The following is a 23,954-nucleotide window of genomic DNA, read 5'->3' on the forward strand; positions in this document are numbered from 1 at the left end:
GCGGCAAGATGATTGCCGGTCAAGCTTCTCTCTCAAGAGACCGAATCAATCAGGAGGATCGCTATGTTTATGAAAATATGGGGCCAGGCATGAATATGGGAATGCCCGATGTGTGTAACACGCCTACTCCCGTTGGGCCTGTGCCGATCCCTTATCCCAATATTGCGATGGATGCGACGGCTGCCGGGGGGGTGATGAACCTGCTGGTTGCCGGGCTACCAGCCCTGAATGCCGGCTCTGAGATTACCGTGAGTAACGGTGATAACGCCGGAGCGGCCGGTGGTGTGGTGTCCGGCATGATGATGGGACCGACCCGCTTTATGGTGGGCAGTGTCACCGTGATGGGAGATGGGATGCCGATTCAGCACATGACGAGTGTGACGGGACAAAATGGTATGAGTCCCAACTGCCCGGGGGTCGCCATGGTTCCGGGTCAGTTTACCGTATTGGTGATGTCTTAGGTGACAGCAGAGCCTACAATGAGTGATGGAATATGAATAAAAAAACAGTTTGGATTAGTGCGCTGGAAAAAGATGAAGCCCGGGTGAAATCTCTGTTTGAAGGGCTGAGTAAGTATGGTTTGGCCGTGTCCGGCCACTTCTGGCTTGAGCATGAGGCGGATATGTCTGCCTTGTGCCAGGAGCTGGAGAAAACAGATACTTGGGTCATCTGGTCGGATAACCCGATCACGATGGATCAGTGGCGAGCCCTGAGCCTGGCTTTGTTAACCGTTCGTCAGCATCGTGATACCGAGCTTCCGGTCTTTGTGGTTGCCCCCCATCAGGAGCGAGCGCCGATGCTGTTTTCTAACCTGCAATGGGTCAATCAGGCACAGCTTGGCCCTCGTTTGTTGGCCCGGGCGACCAAGCCAGCCAAGGTGCAAGCCAAACCTTATCGGATTTGCTGTCATCACCAGCCTCAGCAGGGCACCTGGTTTGAGGTGGGACCTGAGGATGGGCAGTGGCAGGGTGCGATGCTGGCCATTCATGGGGGAGAGATCGATGCTCATGGGGTTGGCCCGGCCGGACGGTTGCCCGAGCGCTGTCAGCTCAACTTCCCGTTTCAGGGGATGGAGCTTGAGGCCGGTTCTCAGAAGTTTTTAGCCTGGGGAGTCGCTAATCCCTTAACGGATGATGATAGTTATTATGTAAGGGTGAAAGGGGATGTCGATGCGATCTTGTTTGGCTCGGCCCCGGGTGATGAGAGTGAGGCTGAGCTTTACCGGTTAGATCTGATCTAGTGCGGCTAAGCGCTATTATGTATATCGCTTATCCAAATGCTATTTGCCTGCAGCACGACTGCAAACAATGTTGAGAGTGGCGATGCATATGGATATGCGAATGCAGCGATAACCAGGGATGGGGTTAGCTGCCGACGACACATTACTTTTGTATCGTCAAAAGTAATCAAAAACTCGCTACGCGCTGCGAGTCCCTGTGCAGAGCTTCGCGACTCGCCATCCATGGCCCAGGGTCATGTAACAAGTTTGGTTGGTGGTTAAGCTATGTGGTACGAGGAGGTTTCATGAGGCGACTGATGATCTGTGTATTGGGGATCTTGCTGGTGGGCTGCTCCAGTGGCTCTAAATCCTCAGATCCGGCGGCTAACCCGGTTCCGGTTGAGCATCCGGATCAGATCAAATGGGATTGGCAGCCTGATGCTGCTAAGTTAACCATCACCAGCAGCAAACAGCTGAACCTCTATGATGCACAGCCCCATACCCTGATGCTGTGTATCTATCAGCTCTCAGATATTGCCGCTTTTAATGAATTGACCAAGAGTCGCAAGGGGCTTAAAACCCTGCTGAAATGCTCAAGCTTTAGTAACTCGGTCACTCACAGTCGTCGCCTCTTTATTCAACCCTCTCAAAGCTTACAACAGACGTTTGCCCGCTATAAGGGCAGCCGGTTTGTTACGATTGTGGCAGGTTACAGCCACCTGAATTCGAAAAATGTCATTGTGAGTTATGAGTTTCCGATCCTGCATTCAACCAAGGGGAGCCTGTTCTGGAAAAAAGATCAGTATCTTCCGGGAAAGTTGGATATGCATTTGAAATTGAGTGAGAAAGATATTCAAAAGGCAAGGGTGCCTGCGAACTAGTGCAGCGAAGCGTTATTATGTAGACCGCTGCCCCGGATGCTATTGTTCAGCTGCACTGCTGCAAAGCAAATCGGGGCTACAGGAGCATATACGGACGCGGTGATAACCAGAGATGGTGCTAACTCTCGACGGTACATGAATTTTTATCGTCAAAAGTCATCAAAATCTTGCTACGCGCTGCGAGTTCCTCCGCAAAGGTTCGCGGCTCGCTATCCATGGCTCCTCGGAGCATGTCTCAAGGGAGACAGGGTATTTTGGCTATACGGTATTAGGAGAATGAAGTGAAAAGGAATGCTCCCCTTTATTGGCATCAGGGGTTGCTGCTTCAGCCGCAACACTTCCAACTGGAATCACAATATCACCAGGTACACAGAACCAGGATCACCCAGCTATTGGGCAATGATAGCTGGGGGGTGAATAGCCTGACGATTCATGAAGATGCCCTGGCGGAGAAGCGGCTGGTGGTGAGTGAGGGAGAGCTGCTGTTTCCCGATGGCAGCCTGTGCTCAATCCCTGAGTCTGCGAGTGTCTCCAGTCGCCAGTTTGATCATGCCTGGGTCGAAACTGGCCAGCCTTTCACCGTCTATCTGGGGCTTCGCCAGTGGCAAACCCAGGGGAGTAATGTGGCCGAGGTAGAGGCCGGCGCCAGCGGTGCCGAGCTCGATAGCCGCCTCATCACAGATTTAGATCCCCACACTGTGCCGGATCTCTATGGCCAGGGAGCTCCGGGACAGGCGCGGCAGATGCGCTACCTGGTGAAGATCTTCTGGGAGAGCGAGGTGGAGCAGGCGGGAGATTATCAGTTGATCCCGATTGCCCGCCTGGAGCGCGATGGCCCGAATATCCGGCTGTGTGAGCGGTTTGTGCCACCGCTTTTGAATGTGCAACAGTGGCCGGGACTGCGCTTTTTGCTGACCGATCTTAGGGATCAGATGGTATCACGGGCGCGCCAGGTGGAGCGCTTTAAGCAGCCCGGCGAGCGGATGCTCGAAGAGGGGCAGTTTGATGTGGGACTGATGCTGGCGATCCAGGCTCTCAATCGCTGTGCCTGGCGGGTTCAGGATCTGGTGGAGACCCCTGTTGTGCATCCGCGGCTGATGTGGTCCTCCCTGTGCTCTATGGTTGCCGAGCTCAGCAGCTTCGTGATGGATCTGTCGGTGGCCGGGGAGCCGGGAACCGACCGCTGGCCCGAATACGATCACTGCCGGCTGGCCCAGGTGTTTGATCAGCTGCAGTATCAGCTCAAGCGGGCGCTGCGGGGGATCATAGTCGGTCCCGAGTATGTGGTGCGTCTTGAGAAGCAGCAGGGGATCTGGAGCTGCGAGCTTGAGGAGCGGGCGCTGTCGGGCGAGTTCCGTTACTGGCTGCTGTTTCGTGGTTGTGAGCGGGAGAAACTGCTGGGTGATCTGGGTCGCATGGTCAAGCTGGCCTCGACCGAGGGGCTGACCGCCCTGATGGCGCGGGCGGTTTCCGGGATCCCCCTGACTCCTCAGGAGAGCACCCCTCATGGTCTGCCCTATGTGGAGGCGGGCCTTTATTGCGAGATCGACAAGGAATCGCCGCTGTGGCAGCAGGTCTGTGATAGCCGCAGGCTGGGCCTGTATTGGATGAGCCCGGAAGAGGGGCAGGTGACCCTCTATATCACCCGAGGATAGTTATGGTTTTATTGGGAATTTATCAGCCATTTATGGCGGCGGTGTCCCTGGTGGCCGAAGGCAAGTGCCAGCTGGAGAGCACTGCGATCGGTGACTGGCTGGAGGAGCTGCGTGAGCAGACCAGCGCTCAGATCGGGCGTCTGCGGGGTGCCAGTGAGTGGCAGGGGGATGCGGATTTTGCGGTGTACGCCTGGGCCGATGAGATGTTGCTGCTCTCAGAGTGGGGAGTTGCCCAGGGTTGGCAGCCACTGCAGATGCGCTTTTTCGGGACCAACTGTGCCGGAGAGGAGTTTTTTGTCAGGCTCGATAGCCTTCTGGCAGGGCACCGCAAGCAGCAGACCAATCCGGCACAGCTGGCGGTGGTGACGGATCTGCTGTCTATCTACGGAGCCTGTCTGGCCAGTGGCTTCAAGGGGCGCTTTTACCATGAAGGAGAGGCGCACCTGCAGCAGGTTCGCAATGAGATCAATGAGTGCCTTGGTTATGAGGAAAGTGAGGTGTTGTTTGATGTGCTGCATGACAACCCGACCAGCTCACGCAAGCGAATTAAGGCGTGGCACTGGATTGATCCGCTGGGGATCGCCCTGATCATCGGGGCATTGATTGGGACCCTGGTGGTGTTTTTGGTCTATCACGATCTACTGGTGACAGAGCTATTGAATTGGCCCGCTTAGAGGGTTTGGAGAACTAAATGGGCAAGTTTTTTTGGGGTTTGCTGAAGTGGCTGCTGCTGTGTGTGTTAATCGGGCTGGTTGCCGGCGGTGTGTTTTACCTGGTTAAGATCTATGAGTGGCCCTGGTGGGTGGGTGGCATCGCCCTGGCAGGGATTGCCGGGCTGGTGGCCCTTGGGATCCTGTTGCGTCGCTATCTGTTGCGGCATCGGGAAAAACAGTTTGTTGAGCGGATAGTCGAGAGCGATGCCCGGCGGATTGCCGAGGCGCAACAGATCCATAAGCTGCGTTATCAGGAGCTGCAGCAGCGCTGGCTGGATGCGGTGAATACCCTGCGCTCATCACGGCTGAGAAAGCAGGGCAACCCCCTGTATGTCCTCCCCTGGTACCTGGTATTTGGTGAGTCAGACTCGGGGAAGAGCAGTGCTATTTCTCACTGTGGCCTCACCTCGGTGCTCTCAAAGGTTGGCCCGGTGGCCGGGGTTTCTTCGACCCATAACTGTGACTGGTGGTTTTTCGAAGAGGCGGTGGTATTGGATACCGCGGGTCGCTACGCGGTACCGATCAATGATCATGAGGATGAGCAGGAGTGGCTCGACTTCCTGGTCTTGCTGGCTCGTTATCGCAAACGTGAGCCCGTCAACGGCATCATGATCACCCTTCCCGCCGATAAGCTCCTTAAGGGGAGAGAGCTTGATCTCCAGGAGTATGGGCGCTACATCGGCGCCCGGCTCGATCGTTTGACCCGGGTGATGGGGGCCCGGATCCCTGTGTACCTGATGATCACCAAGGCTGATCAGATCTACGGCTTCGTGGACTATGCCAGTGGCTTGAGCCTTGAGGAGAAACGTCAGGGATTTGGCTACACCAACAGCGCCGAGCTGCCGGTCTCACAACTGATCCCGGCGGCTCTGGATGATATGGTGAAGCGACTCAATCGCCAACTGATCAAGGAGAGACCCAGCCATGTGGGAAGTGGCCGGTTGGCTTTGGCCTCGGAGCTGGGCCTGTTAGCTGAGCCGATTAAGGAGTTTTGTAACAGTGCCTTCGGCCACCAGAACTATCATGAGGCGGCCCTGCTGCGGGGGTTGTACCTCACCAGTGCGATGCAACCGGGAGAGCAGACCAGCCTGACGCTTGGGGAGATGTCGGTTAGCCGGGAGAGTGATAAGAGTGAGGGGCTGTTTCTTTACGATCTGTTTGCTCGCCTGCTGCCTGAAGATCGCAACCTGTTTGAGCCGATCAGCGAATTTCTGCGCTGGCGTACCCTGACCAGTAACCTGACCCTGGTAACCGTGCTGTTGCTGTCATTTGCAACGGTCGGGATCCTGAGCCTGGGTTATATCGATAGCGATCACTCGATTCGCACCCTGGATAAACAGCTCAAGAAAACCATGGCAGTGCAAGGCTCGGTGGAGCAGGAGATCCTCTCTTTACAGGCCCTGCAGCAGACGATGGATGAGGTTCAGCAGGATCAATCTCAGTGGTATCTGCCCAAGCTAACCCTCCAGGATCCCGTCTACGAGGCGCTGGATCGTGGTCATCGCTATTTTGTGAAACGCTTTGAGAAGAAGGTGCTGGATCCCATCAATAATCAGCTCCTTCGCCAGGTGCAGAAGATGGGCAGTGATGCCTCTTTTGTGGCGGTTGGTGATGCGGCCGATCACCTCTCCTGGCAGCTATCGGTGATCCAGGCCCGGCTGAAGGGGAACTCTCTTCCCGGACTCAGCGGCTGGGCGAAAGGAAATAAGTCGCTGGCGGGGGTCGATGTTGAGTATCAAAATGCCTTTGCCCGTCTGTTTGTCTCTTATGTGCGTTGGCAGAGCGAGCCACAACAGCTCTACGATCTGGCCTCGATTACCCGGCTTCGGCTGTCTCAGGTTCTGGCCACCCGGACCGATCTCTACTGGGTGACCCGCTGGGCCAGTGATAAGGTGTCCGGGGTGAGTGCTTCTGATTTCTGGCAGCTGCCTCTGAGCAAATCGCTGAAGGTGCCGGGGGCTTATACCGAGAAGGGCAACGAGCTGATTAATACCCTGCTCACCCAGATCCTTGATACCAGTGGCCTGGCCGATATCCAGGATCGGATCAAACGCTTTAAGACCTGGTATGGGTTGCGCTATGTCCAGCACTGGAAACAGTTTAATAAGGACTTTGTGGCCTCGGGACAAAACCTGAGCTCTGCGGATCGTAAGCTGATAGCCCTGACGCTGAATAACCAGAATAACCCCTTTATCAGCCTGCAGCGGCGCACTCTCAAGGAGTTGAGTGTGATCCAGGATCTGGTGAAGGTGAACCTGAGTTCTTTGCGCCTGTCACAGGGGATCATCGATAGTTACTGGGCTCACCAGGAGAAAGGAGCATCAGGAGTGATTAGCCAGGGACGCCAGCTATTTTCTTCGGCGGTGACCGGTGCTCAGGAGACGGATCCAAAGTACTTCCAGCTGCTCTCTCAGGGGGAAAAATATTATCAGCTGCTGGAGAAAGGGCTGACCAGTATGCTGCCAAGCGTCAGCAGTGAAGCGGGTGCAGCCCAGAGTATGGGGAAGATCTTCTCCTACTCAGGCGGGGGGACCGGCCCCACCCAGGCCTATACCGCGGTTCAAAAGCTCAAACAGCTGTTTAGTGAAAAGGAGCAGGTGTTGTCGATCAACGGCGCTCAGGTGTTCCAGAATATGTATCAGTTTATTATGGATACCGGCCTGGATCTGGCGGCATGCCGTCTGCAAAGTGAGTGGGAGAGCGATCTCTATGGGGCGCTCAAATATATCCCTCAGTCTGAGCAGCGCAGCCGATTGTTCTCCAGCGACGGCTTGCTGTCTAAGTTCCTTAGCGGCCCGGCCAAGCCCTTTATTGAGCTTCAGGCAGATGGCTGGCATCCGGCCAGTTACCAGGGGTTGCAGCTTCCCTTTAAGCGGGATTTCTTCAATTTCATTGAGCAAGGCTCCTATCTGGAGGCCGAGACCAAGGATTCTTACCAGATCCATTTTGAGGCACTGCCGATCGATGTAAATCCCGGAGCCAAGCAAAAGCCTTATCAATCGACCCTGACGCTGCAATGTACGGATGCGCCCCAGCAGCTTGAGAACTTTAACTATCCAACCTCTGCGACCTTTACCTGGAAGCCGAAAAGCTGTGGCACAACACGTCTTGAGATCGACTTTAATGGTCTGGAGCTGACCAAGACCTGGCAGGGCAAACAGGGTTTCCAGCAGTTCCTGCAGGCGTTTCGTAGTGGCCAGGTGGACTTTACCTCTGCTGATTTTCCCGATAAAGCCCAGTTTCTTCAGGAGCTTGGGATCCAGTGGATTCGGGCTAAGTATCAGATCGATGGTGCCTTGCCGATCTTGTCTTTGGTCAAGGGAGATAAGCTGGCGATCCCTCTGGAGATCACTCAGTGTCAGGGAGGCTTAGGGAGCTGATTATGCTGTTATTACGAAAATTGCCCTATGTCATCTTCGGACTATGGATACTCGGGGTTGTGTTGATCCTGATTGTTGCGGTTCGCGGGAGTGACCACTCATTTAGTGAGATCCGCGCCGATGTCATGATTGAGGAGCTGGCTAATCTCTCCCATCAGCTGCTGGGGGGGCATAATCGCAATGCCCCTCTGTCCGATGCTCAGGTATTGTTGGAGCAGCATCAGTCGCTGGCGCACCGGGTTTCCAAGCGCAGGCAAGCACACGCTTTGGCTCCGCGACAATCTTCCGGGAAGTTAGGGCTCCCCCAGCCTGTCGCGGCGAGCCTGGTGCATCAGCATACGGTGTGAATTTATAATCTCAGGTAATCCCCGGCAGCGCCGGGGAGACTTGCCTTGTGCACTAAGCGTTATTACGCATCCCCGTCATTCGAGAGCTTTTCGTTTGCAGCTGTGCTGCAAAACAATGTCGGGGGTTCCGATGCATATGGATATGCGAATGCAGCGATAACCAGGGATGGGGTTAGCTGCCGACAGCACATTACTTTTGTATCGCCAAAAGTAATCAAAAACTCACTCCGCGCTGCGAATTTATCATCCCTGATAAATCTCCCCAGCTCGATATCCTATCTCGCGTTACGTTGCTCTGGGAGCAACTTCGCCCCTCCGCAGAGCTGCGCCACTCGGCATCCTGCCTCGAACTGAAACAACTCTATATAGAGCTCGCCTCGTTGCTCGATAATGGGATTTTAGGCCCCTTTGATTCGCGCCGAAGAATCATCCTGTGACTTGAAGTCGAGCTGCATGGACACTGCGAGTGCGCAGCCACCATAAGCTTCCGGCTTGAGCTGTGGTTATTTAACTCCCAATGGTAATCGCCTGTCTCAAGTGGATTTTTTTGAGGCCCTTTTTTATGCAAATTTTATCCAAAGCAGATAAACCCGGATGGAGATTTTATCTGAATGCCTGCTACTTTTTGATACCCCGAATTCAAGGAGTGAAGGTAAATATGTTAAATCCGGGATGGCTGGTGGCTTGCCTGATCTTTGGCATCTGGTTAATGACGGTATCCGTCGTGGTCTACGAGAGTGTGGCTCTTTAATCTGAGGGTAGGGGAGAGGCGACAATGAGTGCAGCTGCTTCGATTCGTCACGATGGCACCATGAGTGCCGAGGGCTCGGGAGATTTTATTTTGCGGGCCCATCGCAAATTCTGCTATCTGCAGGGGGCGGAGATTGGGGTCAATCTGGGGTTTAAGAGTTATAACGTCCTGGGTTGGCAGCTTAATGTCACAGGGATTGCCAATACCGAGGTGAATCTTGGGCTTAAAAACACCCTGACGCTGGGAAAGGAGAGAAACTTTGCGACCGGTGAGGAAAAAGCGCGGCTCGAGACATTGAATGCCGATCTAAAAAACACCACTGTGATTGCTGAGATGGACTCAGCGATTGCAGCCAATCAGACGGTGGCACTTAAAGAGGTGAAAACTGTTGCAGATCAGACGACTGCTCTTGGGATAAGTCTTGAGCAACAAGGGCAATCGATGAAACATAGCATCTCCAGAATAGATAAAGTTGAAGAAAGCATCTCCAACACACTGTCAAAAGTTGAAAAGATCGGTAGTAGAGTGAGTTCGACCGAAGTTGAGCTTACACAAGGCAAATCACAGTTGAAAAAGGTGGACTCCAAGCTCGAAACCCTGAGCACCAAGCTTGAAAATACCAAGACCACAATTTTTGCCGGGAAAGTGCAGCTGGTGGATTGTAATGTGACTGTTTACGCATAAAGGGTAGGTTGGTTTTTGTCCTCCGGACGGATATTTATGGCTTTGCCATATAGCCGTATTCGCCCGGTGGTCGAGTTACTTTGCTATCGCTCAAAGCAACCAAAGACTCACTCTGGAAAGATGCCCCTATGTCCCTATAGGCTCCTCCAGCTCAGCATCCTGCTTCTCGCTTCATTGCTACGCCATTACCCCCAAACATCGACCTGCATGGCTCGGCATCCTGCCTCGAAATAATAAAAACACCAAAAAGCATATAAGCTACCTTAGAAGCTAAATCGAAGAGAGGAAGTTCTCCCCCCGTTAGTGAGCGCTGAGGCGAGCTGTGGAGGATTAAGGTTTAGCGATAGGGATATCGCGAGAGCTTAGCCATCACAGGGACGTGATGTCTAAGCGGTGCCTTCATCCTTAGGGGAGCCGAGGGTTAAGCGAAACCCGGGGCGCGAGGGGATTCATAAGGGGAAGAGCGCCTTCCCCTTATGGCTCTGTCGGGAGACCCCGACAATCATGCAACTTGCTGCAAACAGCCATCCGCGGGATAAAAATAAGGCTCTGTTTGACCTGCGGTCAGCAGTGTGTGCCTGTGGCACAATGGTCGGGCTGCCGACTGCAGCCAAAGGGGATTGCTTGTCCAACCCCCTCTGTACTCCCAAGGACACCCCGGTATTTGAATCGATGACCTGCGGTCAGCTTCTCTGTTCCTGGGGCACAAATGTCGGGGGCGCCCGACAGCGCCCTACTTTTGAATCGCCAAAAGTAGGCAATATCTCGCTTCGCACTGTGCATTTATCATCCCAGATAAATCTCCCCAGCTCGATGTCCTATCTCGCGTTACGTTGCTTTGAGAGCAACTTCACCCCTCCACAGAGCTGCGCGGTTCGGCATCCTGCCTCTACCAGATAAAAAACCAAGATTACTTCTATAACTGATCCGAAGATCTGAAGTTTACTCCCCCGTAAGCGAGCGCCGAGGCGAACCGTAGAGGATTCAGTTCGAATCACATGGATGTGATGAGAGCTTAGCTGCGACAGGGAACTGCTGCCGTCCCTGACTCTCGTTCCATTGGCACAATCCCTGTGCGGCAGGAGTTGCGCCTAAGCTGTGCCTTCATCCTTAGGGGAGCCGAGGATAAAGCGAGATCCGGGGCGCGAGGGGAAAAAGTCAGCTTTTTACAGGTTCTAGCAGCAAAAAGCAGGCAAATCACGATTTACTGTCGACTTGTGGCCTGCTGTTTTCTTATAATGGCGCGGATTTCATTATCCCCCACATGAAAATCTGGTGAATCGTACATATGGAAATTTTAACAGGCTCTATTGCACTGTCTTCGTTTCGGGCTGATAAGCTGTTGCGCACCCTGGGTGAGCAGGAGGTCAGGGTCCGAAGCATAACCGCCCACTATCTGTTCTTCTGCGAGTTAAATGCGCCCCTTGAAGAGCAGGAACGAGACAAGCTGACAAGGCTTTTGACCGACTCGAATTCCCAACAACATCCCCCCAGCTCTTCAAACTCTCTTCAACTTCTTTGCGTCCCACGCCCCGGCACCATCTCCCCCTGGTCTTCTAAAGCGACCGACATTGCTCACAACTGTGGCTTAACCCATATCCAGCGCATCGAGCGCGGTATTCTCTACCAGATAGACTCAGAACATCCCCTGGATGAGAACGAATCCTCCATTCTCAAGTCGGTACTGCACGATCCCATGATGGAGGTGGTGTTTGAGCAGATTGATGATGCCAGGGCTTTGTTTAGTGAACACCAACCTCAATCCTTTGCCTCTGTACCGCTGCTTAAAGAGGGGCGCAGCGCCATCGAGCGGGCTAACCTCTCCCTGGGACTGGCTCTTAATGAAGAAGAGATCGATTACCTGAGTGAGAAGTTCACCGCCTTGGGTCGTGATCCCCATGATATCGAGCTCTATATGTTTGCCCAGGCAAACTCGGAGCATTGCCGACATAAGATCTTTAACGCCAGCTGGACCATTGATGGCATCGAGCAGTCTAAATCCCTGTTCTCGATGATCAAGAACACCTATAAGCAGTGTCCGGAGCATGTGTTGTCGGCTTATCGTGACAATGCTGCGGTCATGGAGGGGGGAGAAGCCGGACGTTTCTTCCCGGATCCCGATTGCGGGCGCTATCGCTATCATCATGAGGCGATGCCGATTTTGATGAAGGTGGAGACCCATAACCACCCGACGGCAATCTCACCCTGGCCGGGCGCTGCTACCGGTGCCGGCGGTGAAATTCGTGATGAGGGGGCGACCGGGCGAGGCTCAAAGCCCAAAGCGGGCCTGACCGGATTTTCTGTATCTAACCTCAATATTCCCGGCTATCACATGCCATGGGAAGAGAACTATCCGATGCCGGGGCACCTGACTTCCCCTCTGGATATCATGTTGGAAGCCCCGCTGGGTGGCGCCGGTTTTAATAACGAATTTGGCCGCCCGAATCTGACCGGTTACTTCCGAACTTACCAGGAGTGGCTGCCAACGGCAGAAGGGCGTGAGCGCCGGGGTTATATCAAGCCGGTGATGCTGGCCGGAGGCATGGGTAACATCCGTGCCGAGCACGTGGAAAAGGGTGAAGTACCTGCCGGTTCTAAGCTGATTGTGCTGGGCGGCCCGGCGATGAATATCGGCCTTGGCGGAGGGGCTGCTTCCTCCATGGCTTCGGGCCAGTCGGATCAGGCTCTGGATTTTGCCTCGGTGCAGCGGGATAACCCTGAGGTGGAGCGTCGCTGCCAGGAGGTGATCGATCGCTGCTGGCAGATGGGGGATGAGAACCCGATCCTGTTTATCCATGATGTGGGTGCGGGTGGTCTTTCCAATGCGATGCCTGAGCTGGTCTCGGATGCGGGACGGGGCGGGAAGTTTGAGCTTCGCGATATCGCCTGTGATGAGCCAGGCATGAGCCCGCTTGAGATCTGGTGTAATGAATCTCAGGAGCGTTATGTGCTGGCGGTTTCTCCAGATCAGCTGGAGCTTTTCAGCGCACTGTGTGAGCGTGAGCGAGCGCCTTTTGCGGTTATCGGTGAGGCAACCGAAGAGCAGCAGTTGCTCCTCAATGATGAGCTCTTCGATAATCAGCCCATTGACCTGCCGCTGGATCTGCTGCTGGGTTCGACGCCCAAGATGGAGCTGGATGTAACCCGCCGCGAGATCCCGGCCAAGCCTCTTAAGCTGGGTGGTCTGAGCCTGGGCGAAGCGGCGGAGCGAGTACTGCGCCTGCCTGTGGTGGCGGATAAGAGCTTTTTGATCACCATAGGGGATCGCAGTGTTACCGGGCTGGTGGCCCGAGATCAGATGGTGGGTCCCTGGCAGGTGCCGGTCGCTAATTGTGCGGTGACCGCAGCCTCCTACGATAGCTACCTGGGTGAGGCGATGGCCGTGGGTGAGCGGGCTCCCCTGGCACTGCTCAACCATGGTGCCTCGGCCCGAATGGCGGTGACAGAGGCGCTGACCAATCTGGCGTCTGCTATGGTGGGGCCACTTAACCGGGTGAAGCTTTCTGCAAACTGGATGTCTGCACCCCATCACCCGGGAGAGGGAGCGGGTCTCTATGAGGCGGTCAAGGCGATCGGCGAGGAGCTGTGCCCCGAGCTTGAGCTGACCATTCCTGTGGGTAAAGACTCGATGTCGATGCAGACCCGCTGGCAGGAGGGGGATGAGAAGATGCAGGAGACGGCGCCCCTGTCTCTGGTGATCTCAGCCTTTGCTCCGGTCCAGGATATTCGTAAGACGGTGACGCCACAGCTTCGCACCGATGCAGGGGATAGCTGCCTCATCCTGGTTGACCTTGGAAATGGTCGCGATCGGATGGGCGGCTCAGCCCTGGCTCAGGTGTGTCGTCAGGTGGGCGATGAGGCGCCGGATCTGGATCATCCGGCCCAGCTTAAGGGACTGTTCGATGGCGTTCAGTCGCTGATTAAGGATGATTACCTGCTGGCTTATCATGACCGCAGTGATGGCGGCCTGTTTGCCACCCTGTGCGAGATGGCTTTTGCCGGAGCAACGGGGATCAATGTCGAGCTGGATCAGCTCAATGATGATGACTTCCTGGCTCTGTTCAGTGAAGAGGCGGGAGCCGTGATCCAGGTGCGCCGTCAGGACAAAGAAAAGGTGCTGACCACTCTGGCGGGCCATGGGTTAGCCGGATGTGTTCATACCATAGGTGGTCTGAATCGGGATCAGCAGATCCGCTTTACCCGGGGTGGCCATGAGCGCTTTGTGGCACCGCGCACCCAGCTTCGCGGGATCTGGTCTGAGACCAGCTTCCAGATGCAGCAGCTCAGAGATAACCCTGAGTGTGCCAGTTCTGAGCAGGAGGTTCGAGTCGATGCCAATGATCCGGGGATGTCGGTCTTTTTGAGCTTTGATCCGGCTGAAGATGTGGCGGCGCCTTATATTGCCAAGGGACTGCAGCCTCAGCTGGCGGTGCTGCGAGAGCAGGGGGTCAACTCACAGAGCGAGATGGCCGCAGCTTTTGACCGGGCTGGCTTTGATGCCGTCGATGTGCATATGAGTGATTTCCTGAGCGGGCGCCATACCCTGGATCAGTTCAAGGGACTGGCAGTCTGCGGTGGCTTCTCCTACGGGGATGTGCTGGGGGCAGGCCAGGGTTGGGCAAAATCAATTTTGTTTAACAACGCCCTGAGCGATCAGTTTGCAGAGTTCTTTGCGCGCCCTGATAGCTTTACCCTGGGGATCTGTAATGGCTGCCAGATGCTCTCTCATCTCAAGTCACTGATCCCCGGAGCCGAGTTGTGGCCATCTTTCGTGCGTAACCGCTCCGATAGCTTTGAGGCGCGAAGCTCACTGGTTGAGATCCAGCAGTCCCCATCTTTGTTCCTCAGAGGCATGGCGGGAAGTCGCCTGCCGATTGCGGTTGCCCATGGTGAAGGGCAGGTCGAGGCTTCAGCCGAGCAGTTGGCGGCTCTGGAGGCGGGCAATCAGGTTGCGGTGCGCTTCGTGGATAACCATGGACAGCCCACCGAGCGTTATCCCTATAACCCGAATGGTTCCTTTGGCGGGATCACCGGAGTGACCAGCACCGATGGTCGTGCCACCATCATGATGCCACACCCTGAGCGGGTATTCCGGGCGGTTGCCAACTCATGGTATCCGGCTGAGTGGGGTGAAGATGGCGGCTGGATGCGGATGTTCCGTAATGCACGGGCTAACATCGGCTAATGGTTTAAGCGGCTCAGCCCTATGGACTGAAGTCAGGTGAAAAGGGGCAGCTTAGGCTGCCTCTTTTTTATCCAGCGGATGACTTCTTTATTTATACCTACGGCACAAACAACCATTGAGAATGATAAAAGGCTTTTGTTCGCTATTGGTACAAAGCCAACCTTTTATATCCTGCGGATGGCTATTTGCCACTATGTGGCAATTGTCGGTCTCGCCCGACAGCGAGCAAAGGGGCAAACGCCTTTCCCCTTTGCAATCCCCTCGCGCCCCAGCACCTCGCTGAACCCTCGATTCACCTAAGGATTAAGGCACCACTTAGCCATCACATCCCTGTGATGGCTAAGCTCTCGCGATATCCCTATCGCTCAACCTAAATCCTTAACGGTTCACCTCAGCGCTCGCTAACGGGGAGGTGAACCCTCTCTTCGATTTGATAGCTGAGGTGCTGTTCAGTGCCTCTTGAAATTTTATGTTTTCAGCGCTGAAACCAGAACAGAGAAAAAATTTAGATATCACCACTGAGCTAACTGACTGGGATTTTTGGCCCCGTTTATTTGCGCCGAATGGTTCATTGTTGATGAACGTATCAATCACATGGATGTGATTGAAGGGCAGCCAGAATAGGGACGTTCTGTCTGTCCGTTAGTGAATCTGATGAAGCATGAGGATGAAGCAAATACCGGGGTGTCCTTGGGAGTGAAGAGGGTATTGGACAAGCAATACCCTCTTCCCGCCGCCGCTCGGTAGCGGCAAATGTGCCATAGGCACAAAACCGCCGACCGCAGGTCAAATGATGGAGGTTCGCTTTGTACTAACAGCGAACCTCCATTTGTGCGACGTCTGACTGAACGGATGTTTCCCTAGATACACATTCTTGGGTAGAGTGAAAACTTAGGGTACTCATCGAGGCTATCTAAGTTTTTCTTCATCAGGAATCGTAATTTACCTGAGCAGACCACCTTTTTATAATTCGTATCAAAATGCTTCTTGAGTGCCGCCCCTTTGCTGGTATCGCTAAATCCCACAAAGGTTGGGTCTGAGAAAGCGTTGATGATGACTCTGGGCTCGGGCTTGATGTCAAACTCACTCAGGGCTTCATAGTCTGCGGCATACCCTATGACGGCATCTACTTCATTCGCTCGCAGCTGTTTTAGTTGTTTGACTAGGTCATTTGACTCTGAATACTTGAGAGGGATTTTTAGGGCGAGATCCATGCTATAGCCAACCGGCCCGATCAATCTTTTCCCCTTGAGGCTGGCAAGGCTCTTCCATTGTTTTGCGAAAGTTGCCGATAAAATCAGGTCAAAACGCTCCTCTTCCAGTGGGTAGTGGCTCAAGATCAACCCTGGCAGTTTGTCTGTCCTGGCGATTCCCATAACAAGGTCCGCCTTCTTCTCGGATACTGATTCTATTGAGTCCTCAAAGGGTTCCGGATCGATTGAGAGCTGATATTCAGGAGCATGGAAGACCTCATGCAGGATATCGGCATAGTATCCACTTCCATCACTATTGAAATATCCCTGCCACAGATCCGAGACTGCGCGAACGGACTGGGCCGCTGTTGGCCAGCAAATCAATGACATAGCAAGAATTATGATAAGACGCATCCCTTTGCCCTCTCTGGTTGCTACCCTAATTATATAAGGAGTAAGCTTATTCATGGAATCACACCAATGAACTTGAGGTTTCCCCCGGCTTTTAAAGTCATTGATTCTGGGAAAGCTAGAATGAAAAATGCTTTATTGATCATAATGTTACTTGGCATAACCCCATTACTATCCGGATGTTTGGAAGGTAAATCTCAGAGGATAAGCCGGGATAGTTTTGGAGATACCTGGCCCTTCACGGTCGACACCGTCGAGCTGCGCTGCATCGGATTTGATAACAAATTACTCGCGGTAAGCCGGGCCAAGATAATCTATGCGCTGAACCAGGCAGCAAGGAAGGCCGGTTACCGTCCGGTGGAGTCTATCTGGCGGCGGCAGGATGGGATCATATCCAGTGAGTTTAGCCTTAAGCCCGTGATCAAAATAGCCGAAAAGCAATGTGTCTGGGGTAACTTCTGATAGCCTGACTTTGGGTCTACTAGCTTTGCTGCAGATGCCGAGACTCACGCATTCTGCCCCGATATCATAATTAAAATTAACTTGATAGCTGTGTGCCAACGGCTGATATCCATTTTCCGTTGGGCATTCTCAATCCATGATGATTTATAGGTCAAACGCTAGGGACATTTATACCCTACATTTAATGTATTGGTAGCCATATTTCAGGATGTAAGCGGTATGGATGGTGAAATGCTTACGCTGACGGATGAGCACCCGTCTGATCGGCTTCCTCGGGAGCAGTCCTTAAAAACATGGAAAGTGGCTGTGGTTGATGATGAAGATGATATTCACTCCCTGACCCGAATGGTGATTAAGGATCTGCTCTTCTTTGGACGAAAACTGGAGCTTTATAGCGTTCATTCCGGCAGTGAAGCGCAGCAGTTATTGAGACAACACCAGGATATAGTACTTGTCTTACTTGATGTGGTCATGGAAACTGACCACGCTGGGCTAGATTTAGCTCAATTCATCCGTAAAGATCTCAATAACCATCTAACCCGGATCACTCTCAGAACAGGCCAACCAGGACAAGCTCCAGAACTCTCTACGGTTGTGAACTATGACATCAATGATTATAAAGAAAAAACAGATTTAACCTCGAAAAAACTCATTGTTGCCATTTACTCTGCGATCCGCAGCTACAGGGATCTGCTTGCGATAGAAAAGACAAAAGATCACCTCAAAAAATTACTTCGATCCACCCATGAACTCTATCATTCTCACGCAATTCGAGAGTTTGCTGTTCATGTATTGGAGCAGTTGGTCTCTCTTCTTCACTTGGGGGAGGATGCCCTTTACGTTAAAACAGAGACACCCGGGGTGGATGGTTACCTGGGTAAAGAGGTCGTTGTCGGCATTGGCTGCTATTCAAAATATTCATGTAGTACCCAGTCTCAGCTTCCTGATGTGATGCATACCGAGCTCGATCGTGTACGTGAAGAAAAGAAGATCATTGTTTTTGATGATCACTTCCTTGCTTACTTTCGAGCACCTCAGGGGTCTGAGCACCTTCTTTATGTCACTGGGATTACGAAAAAAGAGTTCACGGTCGAAAATCAGGAGTTGGTTTGTATCTTTTGCGAGCATGTGGGGAAAGCCTTTGACTCGTTCGCACCAAAAGAGCGCGAGGAATACCTCCATTTTTAGCCATGCAACACTGGAGTTGCTCAAGGTAAGCCGATACGACTTTTATGCTGTTCGAGCTTCGCAGCGATTTGCCTCATGGTCTGCCTCAAGAGGCGCAAATAGCTTTTGGTTACTTTTCTCGGAAGAAAAGTGACTCGCCGGTCAGGCGAGACCGAAAATTGGCAGGCAGTGGTAAATAGCCATCCGCAAGATATATAAAGGTTCGCTTTTGATACAAAGCGAATCTGGTTAGGTTGACCTGCGGTCAGCGGTTTTGTGCCTATGGCACAATTGTCTGGCCGCGGACTTCGGGTCAAGGGAACTGCTCACCCAGTTCCCCTAACAACCCCGAGGGTGCCCCCCGATTCGCGTTGATCCTCAGAGCCACTGGCTTTATGAGATACGCAAAAACGAGCCATCCATGGCTCGGCCCTGCTTTCAGGATATCCATATCCTTCAATCTCAAAATCCAACGTGACTCTTCGGTGTGAATCAAAGGGGAGTTTAAACCCCGTCAGCGAGCGCCGAGGCGAACTATTAACCCACTATTTTGTTTTCGAGGCAGGATGCCGAGCTGCGTAGCTCTGCGGAGGGACTCGCAGCGCGGAGCGAACTTTTGGTTACTTTTCTTGACAGAAAAGTGACTCGCCGGTCGGGTGAGACTGACACTTGCCACGAAGTGGCAAACAGCCACCCGCTGGGACAATTTCTCTGAATCTATCTGATATATAGATAGTTCCTGACTTTATTCAATCGGTATTACTGGAATAACCTGAGGCATTCACTTCAACGAGAGTCGTTATGCAGTCCCAGTCCCTATCAATTCAATCCAGCGCCGGGATCAGCCGAACTTTCTGGCGCTATGCGATCCCCTCGATCGCCGCCATGTTGGTCAGTGGTCTTTACCAGATCATCGATGGAGTCTTTGTTGGCCACTACATGGGAGCCGAGGGACTTGCTGCGATCAATATGGCCTGGCCTGTGGTATTTATCATAGGTGGGGTAGGGCTGATGATCGGCATGGGGTGTGGCAGCTTGATCTCGATGAGTCGTGGCGAAGGCTTACAGCACAAGGCGCAACAGGCACTCAGCACAGGGTTTGGATTACTGCTGGTGGTTGGGGTAGCCCTGATGGCTCTGATGCTATTTGTGGGACAATATTTATTGATCGCTCAGGGAGCTCGCGATCTGGCGCTCAAGCTGGCAACTGAGTATGTGGATGTTTTTGGCTGGTGTGCCTTGCTAACTATTACCGCGGCAGCCATCCCGATCCTGGTGCGTAATGATGAGAGTCCTAACCTGGCAACCGTCCTGATGGTCTTGGGGGCCCTGCTCAATATAGTGCTGGATTATCTGCTAATCGGCCATCTGGGCTGGGGACTCAGGGGGGCGGCTATCGCGACTGTGCTGGCTCAGGCGGCGGTTTGCCTGGGGGGCATAGGTTATTTTCTACTGGGTCGCTCACAGCTTGGGTTGCGGTTCAGATTGGCTTTTGGCGGAAAGCTTGCTGGCCGGATCCTGCTGCTCGGGGCATCCTGCCTGGTGATGTACCTCTATACCAGCTTCGTGGTGGGGTTGCATAACTGGTTGTTTGTTAAATATGGCACCGAGTTAACCGTGGGGGCTTTTGCCATCGTTGGCTACCTGATGACACTGTATTACCTGATTGCAGAAGGGGTTGGGGAAGGGGTTCAGCCCCAGGTTAGCTATTACTTTGGGGCGAGAGAGGACTTTAATATCCAAAAAGTGATGAAACTTGCGACCAAGGTCACCCTGGTTGCCGGGGTGTTGTGGATTGGGTTGCTGAACTTTTTTCCCGACCCCCTGATAAGCCTGTTTAACGGTGATAATCAGGCCCTGATGAGTGAGGCGGCAAACGGGATCCGCTTGCACCTGTTCGCAATTTTCCTGGATGGCTTTATCGTGTTAGCTTCTGTCTATTTCATGTCGGTGAATCAGGGGGGGAAAGCCCTTGGGATTTCGGTCGGAAATATGGCGATCCAGCTGCCGTTTTTGTTCTTTTTACCCCAGTGGCTTGGGGTTAACGGGGTTTGGTTGGCCCTGCCTTTGTCCAATATTGCTCTATTTGCGATTGTGGCCCCCATGGTGTGGCGGGACCTTCAGCAGCGAAGTGCAGTTGCCCCGGTCGGGATCTCTGCTCAAGAGCCGGAGGCGGGCTAACTGCTTGAGGCTGGCTTGACTGAGTCGAAGGGGCCGGTGAAAATGCCAGACTCTATCATCATAAAAATAGGAAGTCGCTATGAGCAGCCCGCAGCAGGGAATTTTTCAAGAGGGGAGTAATCAGTTCTACCACCTGGAGTATCGTATCGATCGCTCGGTCCCCGGTGAGACGATTCGCTCGGTACTGAAACAAGCACTGAGCAGTAGCTCCTCGGATGTTCAGCTGGTTTGTGCCTTTGGAAGATGGCTGTGGGATCAATTGCAACCCGGATGGGCCCCGGCGGATCTCCAGGACTTTCAGACTCTCAAGGGAGTGGATGATTTCTGTATTCCCTCGACCCAACGCGATCTCCTGATCTGGCTTCACGGCACCAGCCATGATGAGAATCTTGAGACAGTTCTCAAAATTCAGGAGCTGATGGGTGAAGTGGCTGAGCTTGAATTGGATCTGCCCGGCTTTACCTATCGGGATTCCCGTGATTTGACCGGGTTTATTGATGGGACGGCTAATCCGAAAGAAGATCAGCGTCAGCTGGCAGCCCTGATCCCTGCCGGGCTACCGGGTGCCGGAGGCAGTTATGTGCTGACTCAAAAGTGGGTGCATAACCTCAAGGCGTTTCATCAGCTTTCTGAGCAGCAGCAGGAGCGGGTGATCGGGCGTACCAAGAAAGATAGCATCGAGCTTGAGGGAGATGCCATGCCGGCTAATTCTCATGTTAGTCGCACCGATGTCAAGGTCGATGGCAAGGCGATGAAGATCTATCGCAGAAGTGCTCCCTATGGAACAGCCACTGAGAATGGCCTGTACTTCCTGTCGTTTGCCTGCGAAATAGAGCGGTTCTCGGTGCAGTTAGAGCGGATGTTTGGAACCTCGGGAGATGGCCTGCATGATGCGCTGATCCATTACTCCAGGCCTGTAACCAGTGCCTACTGGTTTGCTCCCTCAGCTGGGGATCTCCAGGCGTTACTTGAAGACTGATCCCGTGGGTTGTTATTGATAGCAAGCTGTAACCGCCTCAGGTGCTGTGTCTGTGAATCTTTTGCCAGAGGCCCTATGATTGCCAGTGATGACTATCACTGGCGGTCCCGTCCGTATGCAGGGTTCAGATATGCGTGAGGCAGTTAATCATCCTAGCCTTTTCTGTGAGAGTACGGCCTGTGCTGTCGGAGCGGCTGGATGCTACCAGGGGGTTATTGGGCATTCCCTGAAAAAGGCAAGGAGATCACAAATTTCGTCCCCTCTCCCAGGATGCTCTCTACGTCAATGTACCCTCCATGCTCCTCAATGATCCCAAGGCTTATCGATAATCCGAGTCCCGTGCCCTTTCCAACATCTTTGGTGGTGAAAAATGGTGTGAATAGCTGATTCTTCGTTTCATTAGTCATTCCTGAGCCTGTGTCTTCTATCTCAATAAATATATACTGATTATCATGGTAGGTTCGAATGTATATATTTCCTTTATCTTTAATTGACTGTGCTGCATTTATAAGTAAATTAAGAAATACCTGTTTTATTTTACCCGGATTACCAATAAAGTTCGGGATGGATTTATATTCCTTATGTATTTGGCAGTGATATTTAAGTTCATTCCATACGATTTTTATCGTAGAGTCAAGTTGCTCATTTATGTCAATACACTCTAAAGAGTTTTTATCCATTCTAGAAAAGCTTCTTAGGGCTGAAACTATCCCCTCAATTCTATCCATTCCTTCGAGCGATTCTGTGATTAACAATGGAGCATCCTGGGCTAAAAAAGAGATATCACTTTCCATCTCTTCTAACTGAATCTTAATCTGCGACTCAATGTTTTTCTCTCTCTTATTTGCGTAGAAAAAAGAAATTGGCTTAATAATGGTGCTGAAATACTCATTTAACCGGTTGATATTACTTTTTACAAAGCTAAGAGGGTTGTTTATTTCGTGTGCAATTCCTGCGGATAACACACCCAAGCTGGCCATCTTTTCAGTTTGTATCAGTTTGTTTTGGTCGTTCTTATATTCACTTATTATCTGGGTAATAATATTGGATCGTTCCTGTTGGGGTATTTTATTATCACTAATAGTAGACTCAATTTTATTGACACTCCTGAGCAGTGTATTTTCAAGCTCGATCCGTGAATTAATTAATTCTTGCTCCTGGAGCTGTTTTTTCTTGATGAATGAGGAGAGCTCGTTCGTTATCTCGGCAAGGACTGACAACTCGGGTGGTGCCATGAAGTCGATATCGTATGCTTTTTTTCCTTTAGCTATTCTACTGAGTCGGTTGTTTATTTTTTTAAGGGGGTGAAAAATGATTGTCTGTAGTATAAACCATATGATGAGAGAGAATGTTATCAATGCTAATGATATAAACAGGTGTGCCATATTCAGTATGTATTTAATTTCATTATCCAAGTGATTTAGGCTAAATGACGCAATAATATAGCCAAAAGTTTCACCTGCATATGAGACTGGCACCTTCAATTGATAAACCTGATCTTGCTCTCTAATTTCATTTCTACTCCAACTGGCTAAATAATCTCTCTGTTCGTTTGTTATTATTATGCTTTCTATATGGGAATGATTTGCTACAAGTTGATTTATTATTGTTTTAAGCAACGCATGGTCTTCACTTATGATTGCCTCTATTGCGGTGGATGTGACCGTAGTGACTATTTCTTTATCATGACTCTTTTCATGCTGCATAAGTAAGTTATAAATGACGGAGTTAATATATGCACTGATAATAATATTAAATAAGATTAGGCTAAAAGTAAGGGTGGATAATATTTTAGCCCACAAAGGTAATCCTCTGAATTTATTTAATATTCTTGATGCTGGATCATGGGCTGCAATCATGAGTCATTCCTAATGTTATTATTAAACTGAGTGTTTATCATGATTGACTTCCGGATTTCGTCATAATCTGAGTCTTTAGCATCAAGGAACCCTTGTTTACCAAGATTCTTTTCTACAATGCTCTTCGGTATTTCAAATAGAGAGCTCTTTAATACAATTAAAAGATCTTTTTGCAGGTTAGAACTTGCAACCCAGGGCTTGGTTACATTTTTAAATTTAGCGATCTCCTTTATCTTGACCCCTTTTGAGACCAGTTTGTTGAATGTTCCTTCTTTCAGGGACCCAGCATCAAATTTCATTGCTGCAACAGACATACCAACCTGATCATGCCTTTTAAGATAGCTGAACCTCGATAGATCATCGGAGTAAATACCATGCTGCATCAGGTATAGTTGGGATAAGTAACGTCCAATGGTTGAAAGAGGATTACCAAAGGCAAATGATTTGCCTTTGAGTTGAGAAACGTTTGAGATATCACTGGATTGCGGCACACATATCACACCATAGAAAAACTTTCGACCATGATTGCTTTCCATTGCCAGTAATTTTATGTTTGGGTTTGCTTGCTTTGATCTGATATAGGATGCGGGGCCCAGCCTGGAGAAATCTACCTCTGCGTTTGAGATGCTGTCGATCCCTTTCTGGTAATTATTGGCCACCTGGATCCGGATCTGAACCTTTTGTTTGAGCTTATCAGACATGATCTGCTCCAGTTCATTTAAAATCGGGCGGAACATTTTGATCATGACGGTTGGCTTATCTGAGGTGTAGACACCGAAGTTCATTCTGATCTCGGCATGACTCAAGCTGCTTATGCTGAGTGCAAGAAGAGTACAGACTGCTTTGACTAGAGTTGAACTCATATGATGCCCGTCTCAAATGATTCT

The 23,954-nt window shown here is 51.8% G+C and carries 16 protein-coding genes; 13 read left to right on the forward strand and 3 right to left on the reverse strand.

What is annotated here, in order from left to right; genetic code table 11:
- Positions 1 to 8: 8 nt before the first annotated feature.
- The 9 genes from DB847_RS07885 (at position 9) to purL (ending at position 14,815) form a co-directional block, all read left to right on the forward strand.
- Positions 9 to 461 (forward strand): DUF4150 domain-containing protein, encoded by a 453-nt coding sequence (locus DB847_RS07885; protein WP_199911772.1) that lies wholly within the window; start codon positions 9 to 11, stop codon positions 459 to 461.
- A gap of 32 nt (positions 462 to 493) precedes the next feature.
- Positions 494 to 1,240, forward strand: a complete 747-nt coding sequence (locus DB847_RS07890; RefSeq protein ID WP_108650187.1) for a hypothetical protein — start codon at positions 494 to 496, stop codon at positions 1,238 to 1,240.
- A 284-nt stretch (positions 1,241 to 1,524) separates the two neighbouring features.
- Positions 1,525 to 2,100 carry a type VI secretion system lipoprotein TssJ gene (gene tssJ, locus DB847_RS07895; protein ID WP_108650188.1) on the forward strand — a complete coding sequence of 192 codons (576 nt, stop codon included), beginning with the start codon at positions 1,525 to 1,527 and terminating at the stop codon, positions 2,098 to 2,100.
- 281 nt (positions 2,101 to 2,381) lie between these two features.
- A complete protein-coding gene (tssK, locus tag DB847_RS07900; RefSeq protein ID WP_108650189.1) occupies positions 2,382 to 3,755 on the forward strand; it encodes a type VI secretion system baseplate subunit TssK in 1,374 nt (457 codons plus the stop codon).
- A gap of 2 nt (positions 3,756 to 3,757) precedes the next feature.
- The gene (locus DB847_RS07905) at positions 3,758 to 4,429 is read left to right on the forward strand and encodes a DotU family type IV/VI secretion system protein (protein WP_108650190.1); all 672 of its coding nucleotides are present in this window, start codon (positions 3,758 to 3,760) and stop codon (positions 4,427 to 4,429) included.
- A gap of 17 nt (positions 4,430 to 4,446) precedes the next feature.
- Entirely contained in the window at positions 4,447 to 7,848 is a 3,402-nt protein-coding gene (locus DB847_RS07910) for a type VI secretion protein IcmF/TssM N-terminal domain-containing protein (RefSeq protein WP_108650191.1), read from the forward strand.
- Positions 7,849 to 7,850: 2 nt separating this feature from the next.
- Positions 7,851 to 8,195 carry a hypothetical protein gene (locus DB847_RS07915; protein WP_108650192.1) on the forward strand — a complete coding sequence of 115 codons (345 nt, stop codon included), beginning with the start codon at positions 7,851 to 7,853 and terminating at the stop codon, positions 8,193 to 8,195.
- A 775-nt stretch (positions 8,196 to 8,970) separates the two neighbouring features.
- Complete coding sequence (locus DB847_RS07925; RefSeq protein ID WP_108650194.1) at positions 8,971 to 9,630, forward strand: hypothetical protein; 660 nt, start codon at positions 8,971 to 8,973, stop codon at positions 9,628 to 9,630.
- Positions 9,631 to 10,918: 1,288 nt separating this feature from the next.
- Positions 10,919 to 14,815 carry a phosphoribosylformylglycinamidine synthase gene (gene purL / locus DB847_RS07930; protein ID WP_108650195.1) on the forward strand — a complete coding sequence of 1,299 codons (3,897 nt, stop codon included), beginning with the start codon at positions 10,919 to 10,921 and terminating at the stop codon, positions 14,813 to 14,815.
- Between the two features lie 860 nt (positions 14,816 to 15,675).
- Here purL and DB847_RS07935 read toward each other — a convergent pair.
- A complete protein-coding gene (locus DB847_RS07935) occupies positions 15,676 to 16,422 on the reverse strand; it encodes a substrate-binding periplasmic protein (RefSeq protein WP_159084465.1) in 747 nt (248 codons plus the stop codon).
- 120 nt (positions 16,423 to 16,542) lie between these two features.
- On the opposite strand from DB847_RS07935, the gene DB847_RS07940 reads away from it, so the two are divergent.
- The 4 genes from DB847_RS07940 to DB847_RS07955 all read left to right on the forward strand — a co-directional run bounded on the left by DB847_RS07940 (position 16,543) and on the right by DB847_RS07955 (position 21,208).
- Positions 16,543 to 16,881 carry a DUF2511 domain-containing protein gene (locus DB847_RS07940; protein WP_159084466.1) on the forward strand — a complete coding sequence of 113 codons (339 nt, stop codon included), beginning with the start codon at positions 16,543 to 16,545 and terminating at the stop codon, positions 16,879 to 16,881.
- Between the two features lie 219 nt (positions 16,882 to 17,100).
- Positions 17,101 to 18,069 (forward strand): DUF3369 domain-containing protein, encoded by a 969-nt coding sequence (locus DB847_RS07945; protein WP_108650198.1) that lies wholly within the window; start codon positions 17,101 to 17,103, stop codon positions 18,067 to 18,069.
- 780 nt (positions 18,070 to 18,849) lie between these two features.
- Positions 18,850 to 20,229: an MATE family efflux transporter gene (locus DB847_RS07950; RefSeq protein WP_108650199.1), complete on the forward strand. Its 1,380-nt coding sequence runs from the start codon at positions 18,850 to 18,852 to the stop codon at positions 20,227 to 20,229.
- A gap of 79 nt (positions 20,230 to 20,308) precedes the next feature.
- A complete protein-coding gene (locus DB847_RS07955; RefSeq protein ID WP_108650200.1) occupies positions 20,309 to 21,208 on the forward strand; it encodes a Dyp-type peroxidase in 900 nt (299 codons plus the stop codon).
- 212 nt (positions 21,209 to 21,420) lie between these two features.
- Here DB847_RS07955 and DB847_RS07960 read toward each other — a convergent pair whose 3' ends face one another.
- Complete coding sequence (locus tag DB847_RS07960) at positions 21,421 to 23,067, reverse strand: HAMP domain-containing sensor histidine kinase (protein WP_108650201.1); 1,647 nt, start codon at positions 23,065 to 23,067, stop codon at positions 21,421 to 21,423.
- Positions 23,064 to 23,930, reverse strand: coding sequence for a PhnD/SsuA/transferrin family substrate-binding protein (locus tag DB847_RS07965; protein ID WP_108650202.1), 867 nt, complete (start codon positions 23,928 to 23,930; stop codon positions 23,064 to 23,066). The genes DB847_RS07960 and DB847_RS07965 overlap by 4 nt, the downstream gene beginning before the upstream one ends.
- Positions 23,931 to 23,954: the final 24 nt, after the last annotated feature.

Source organism: Dongshaea marina (genome assembly GCF_003072645.1).
GTDB classification, from domain to species: Bacteria; Pseudomonadota; Gammaproteobacteria; order Enterobacterales; family Aeromonadaceae; genus Dongshaea; species Dongshaea marina.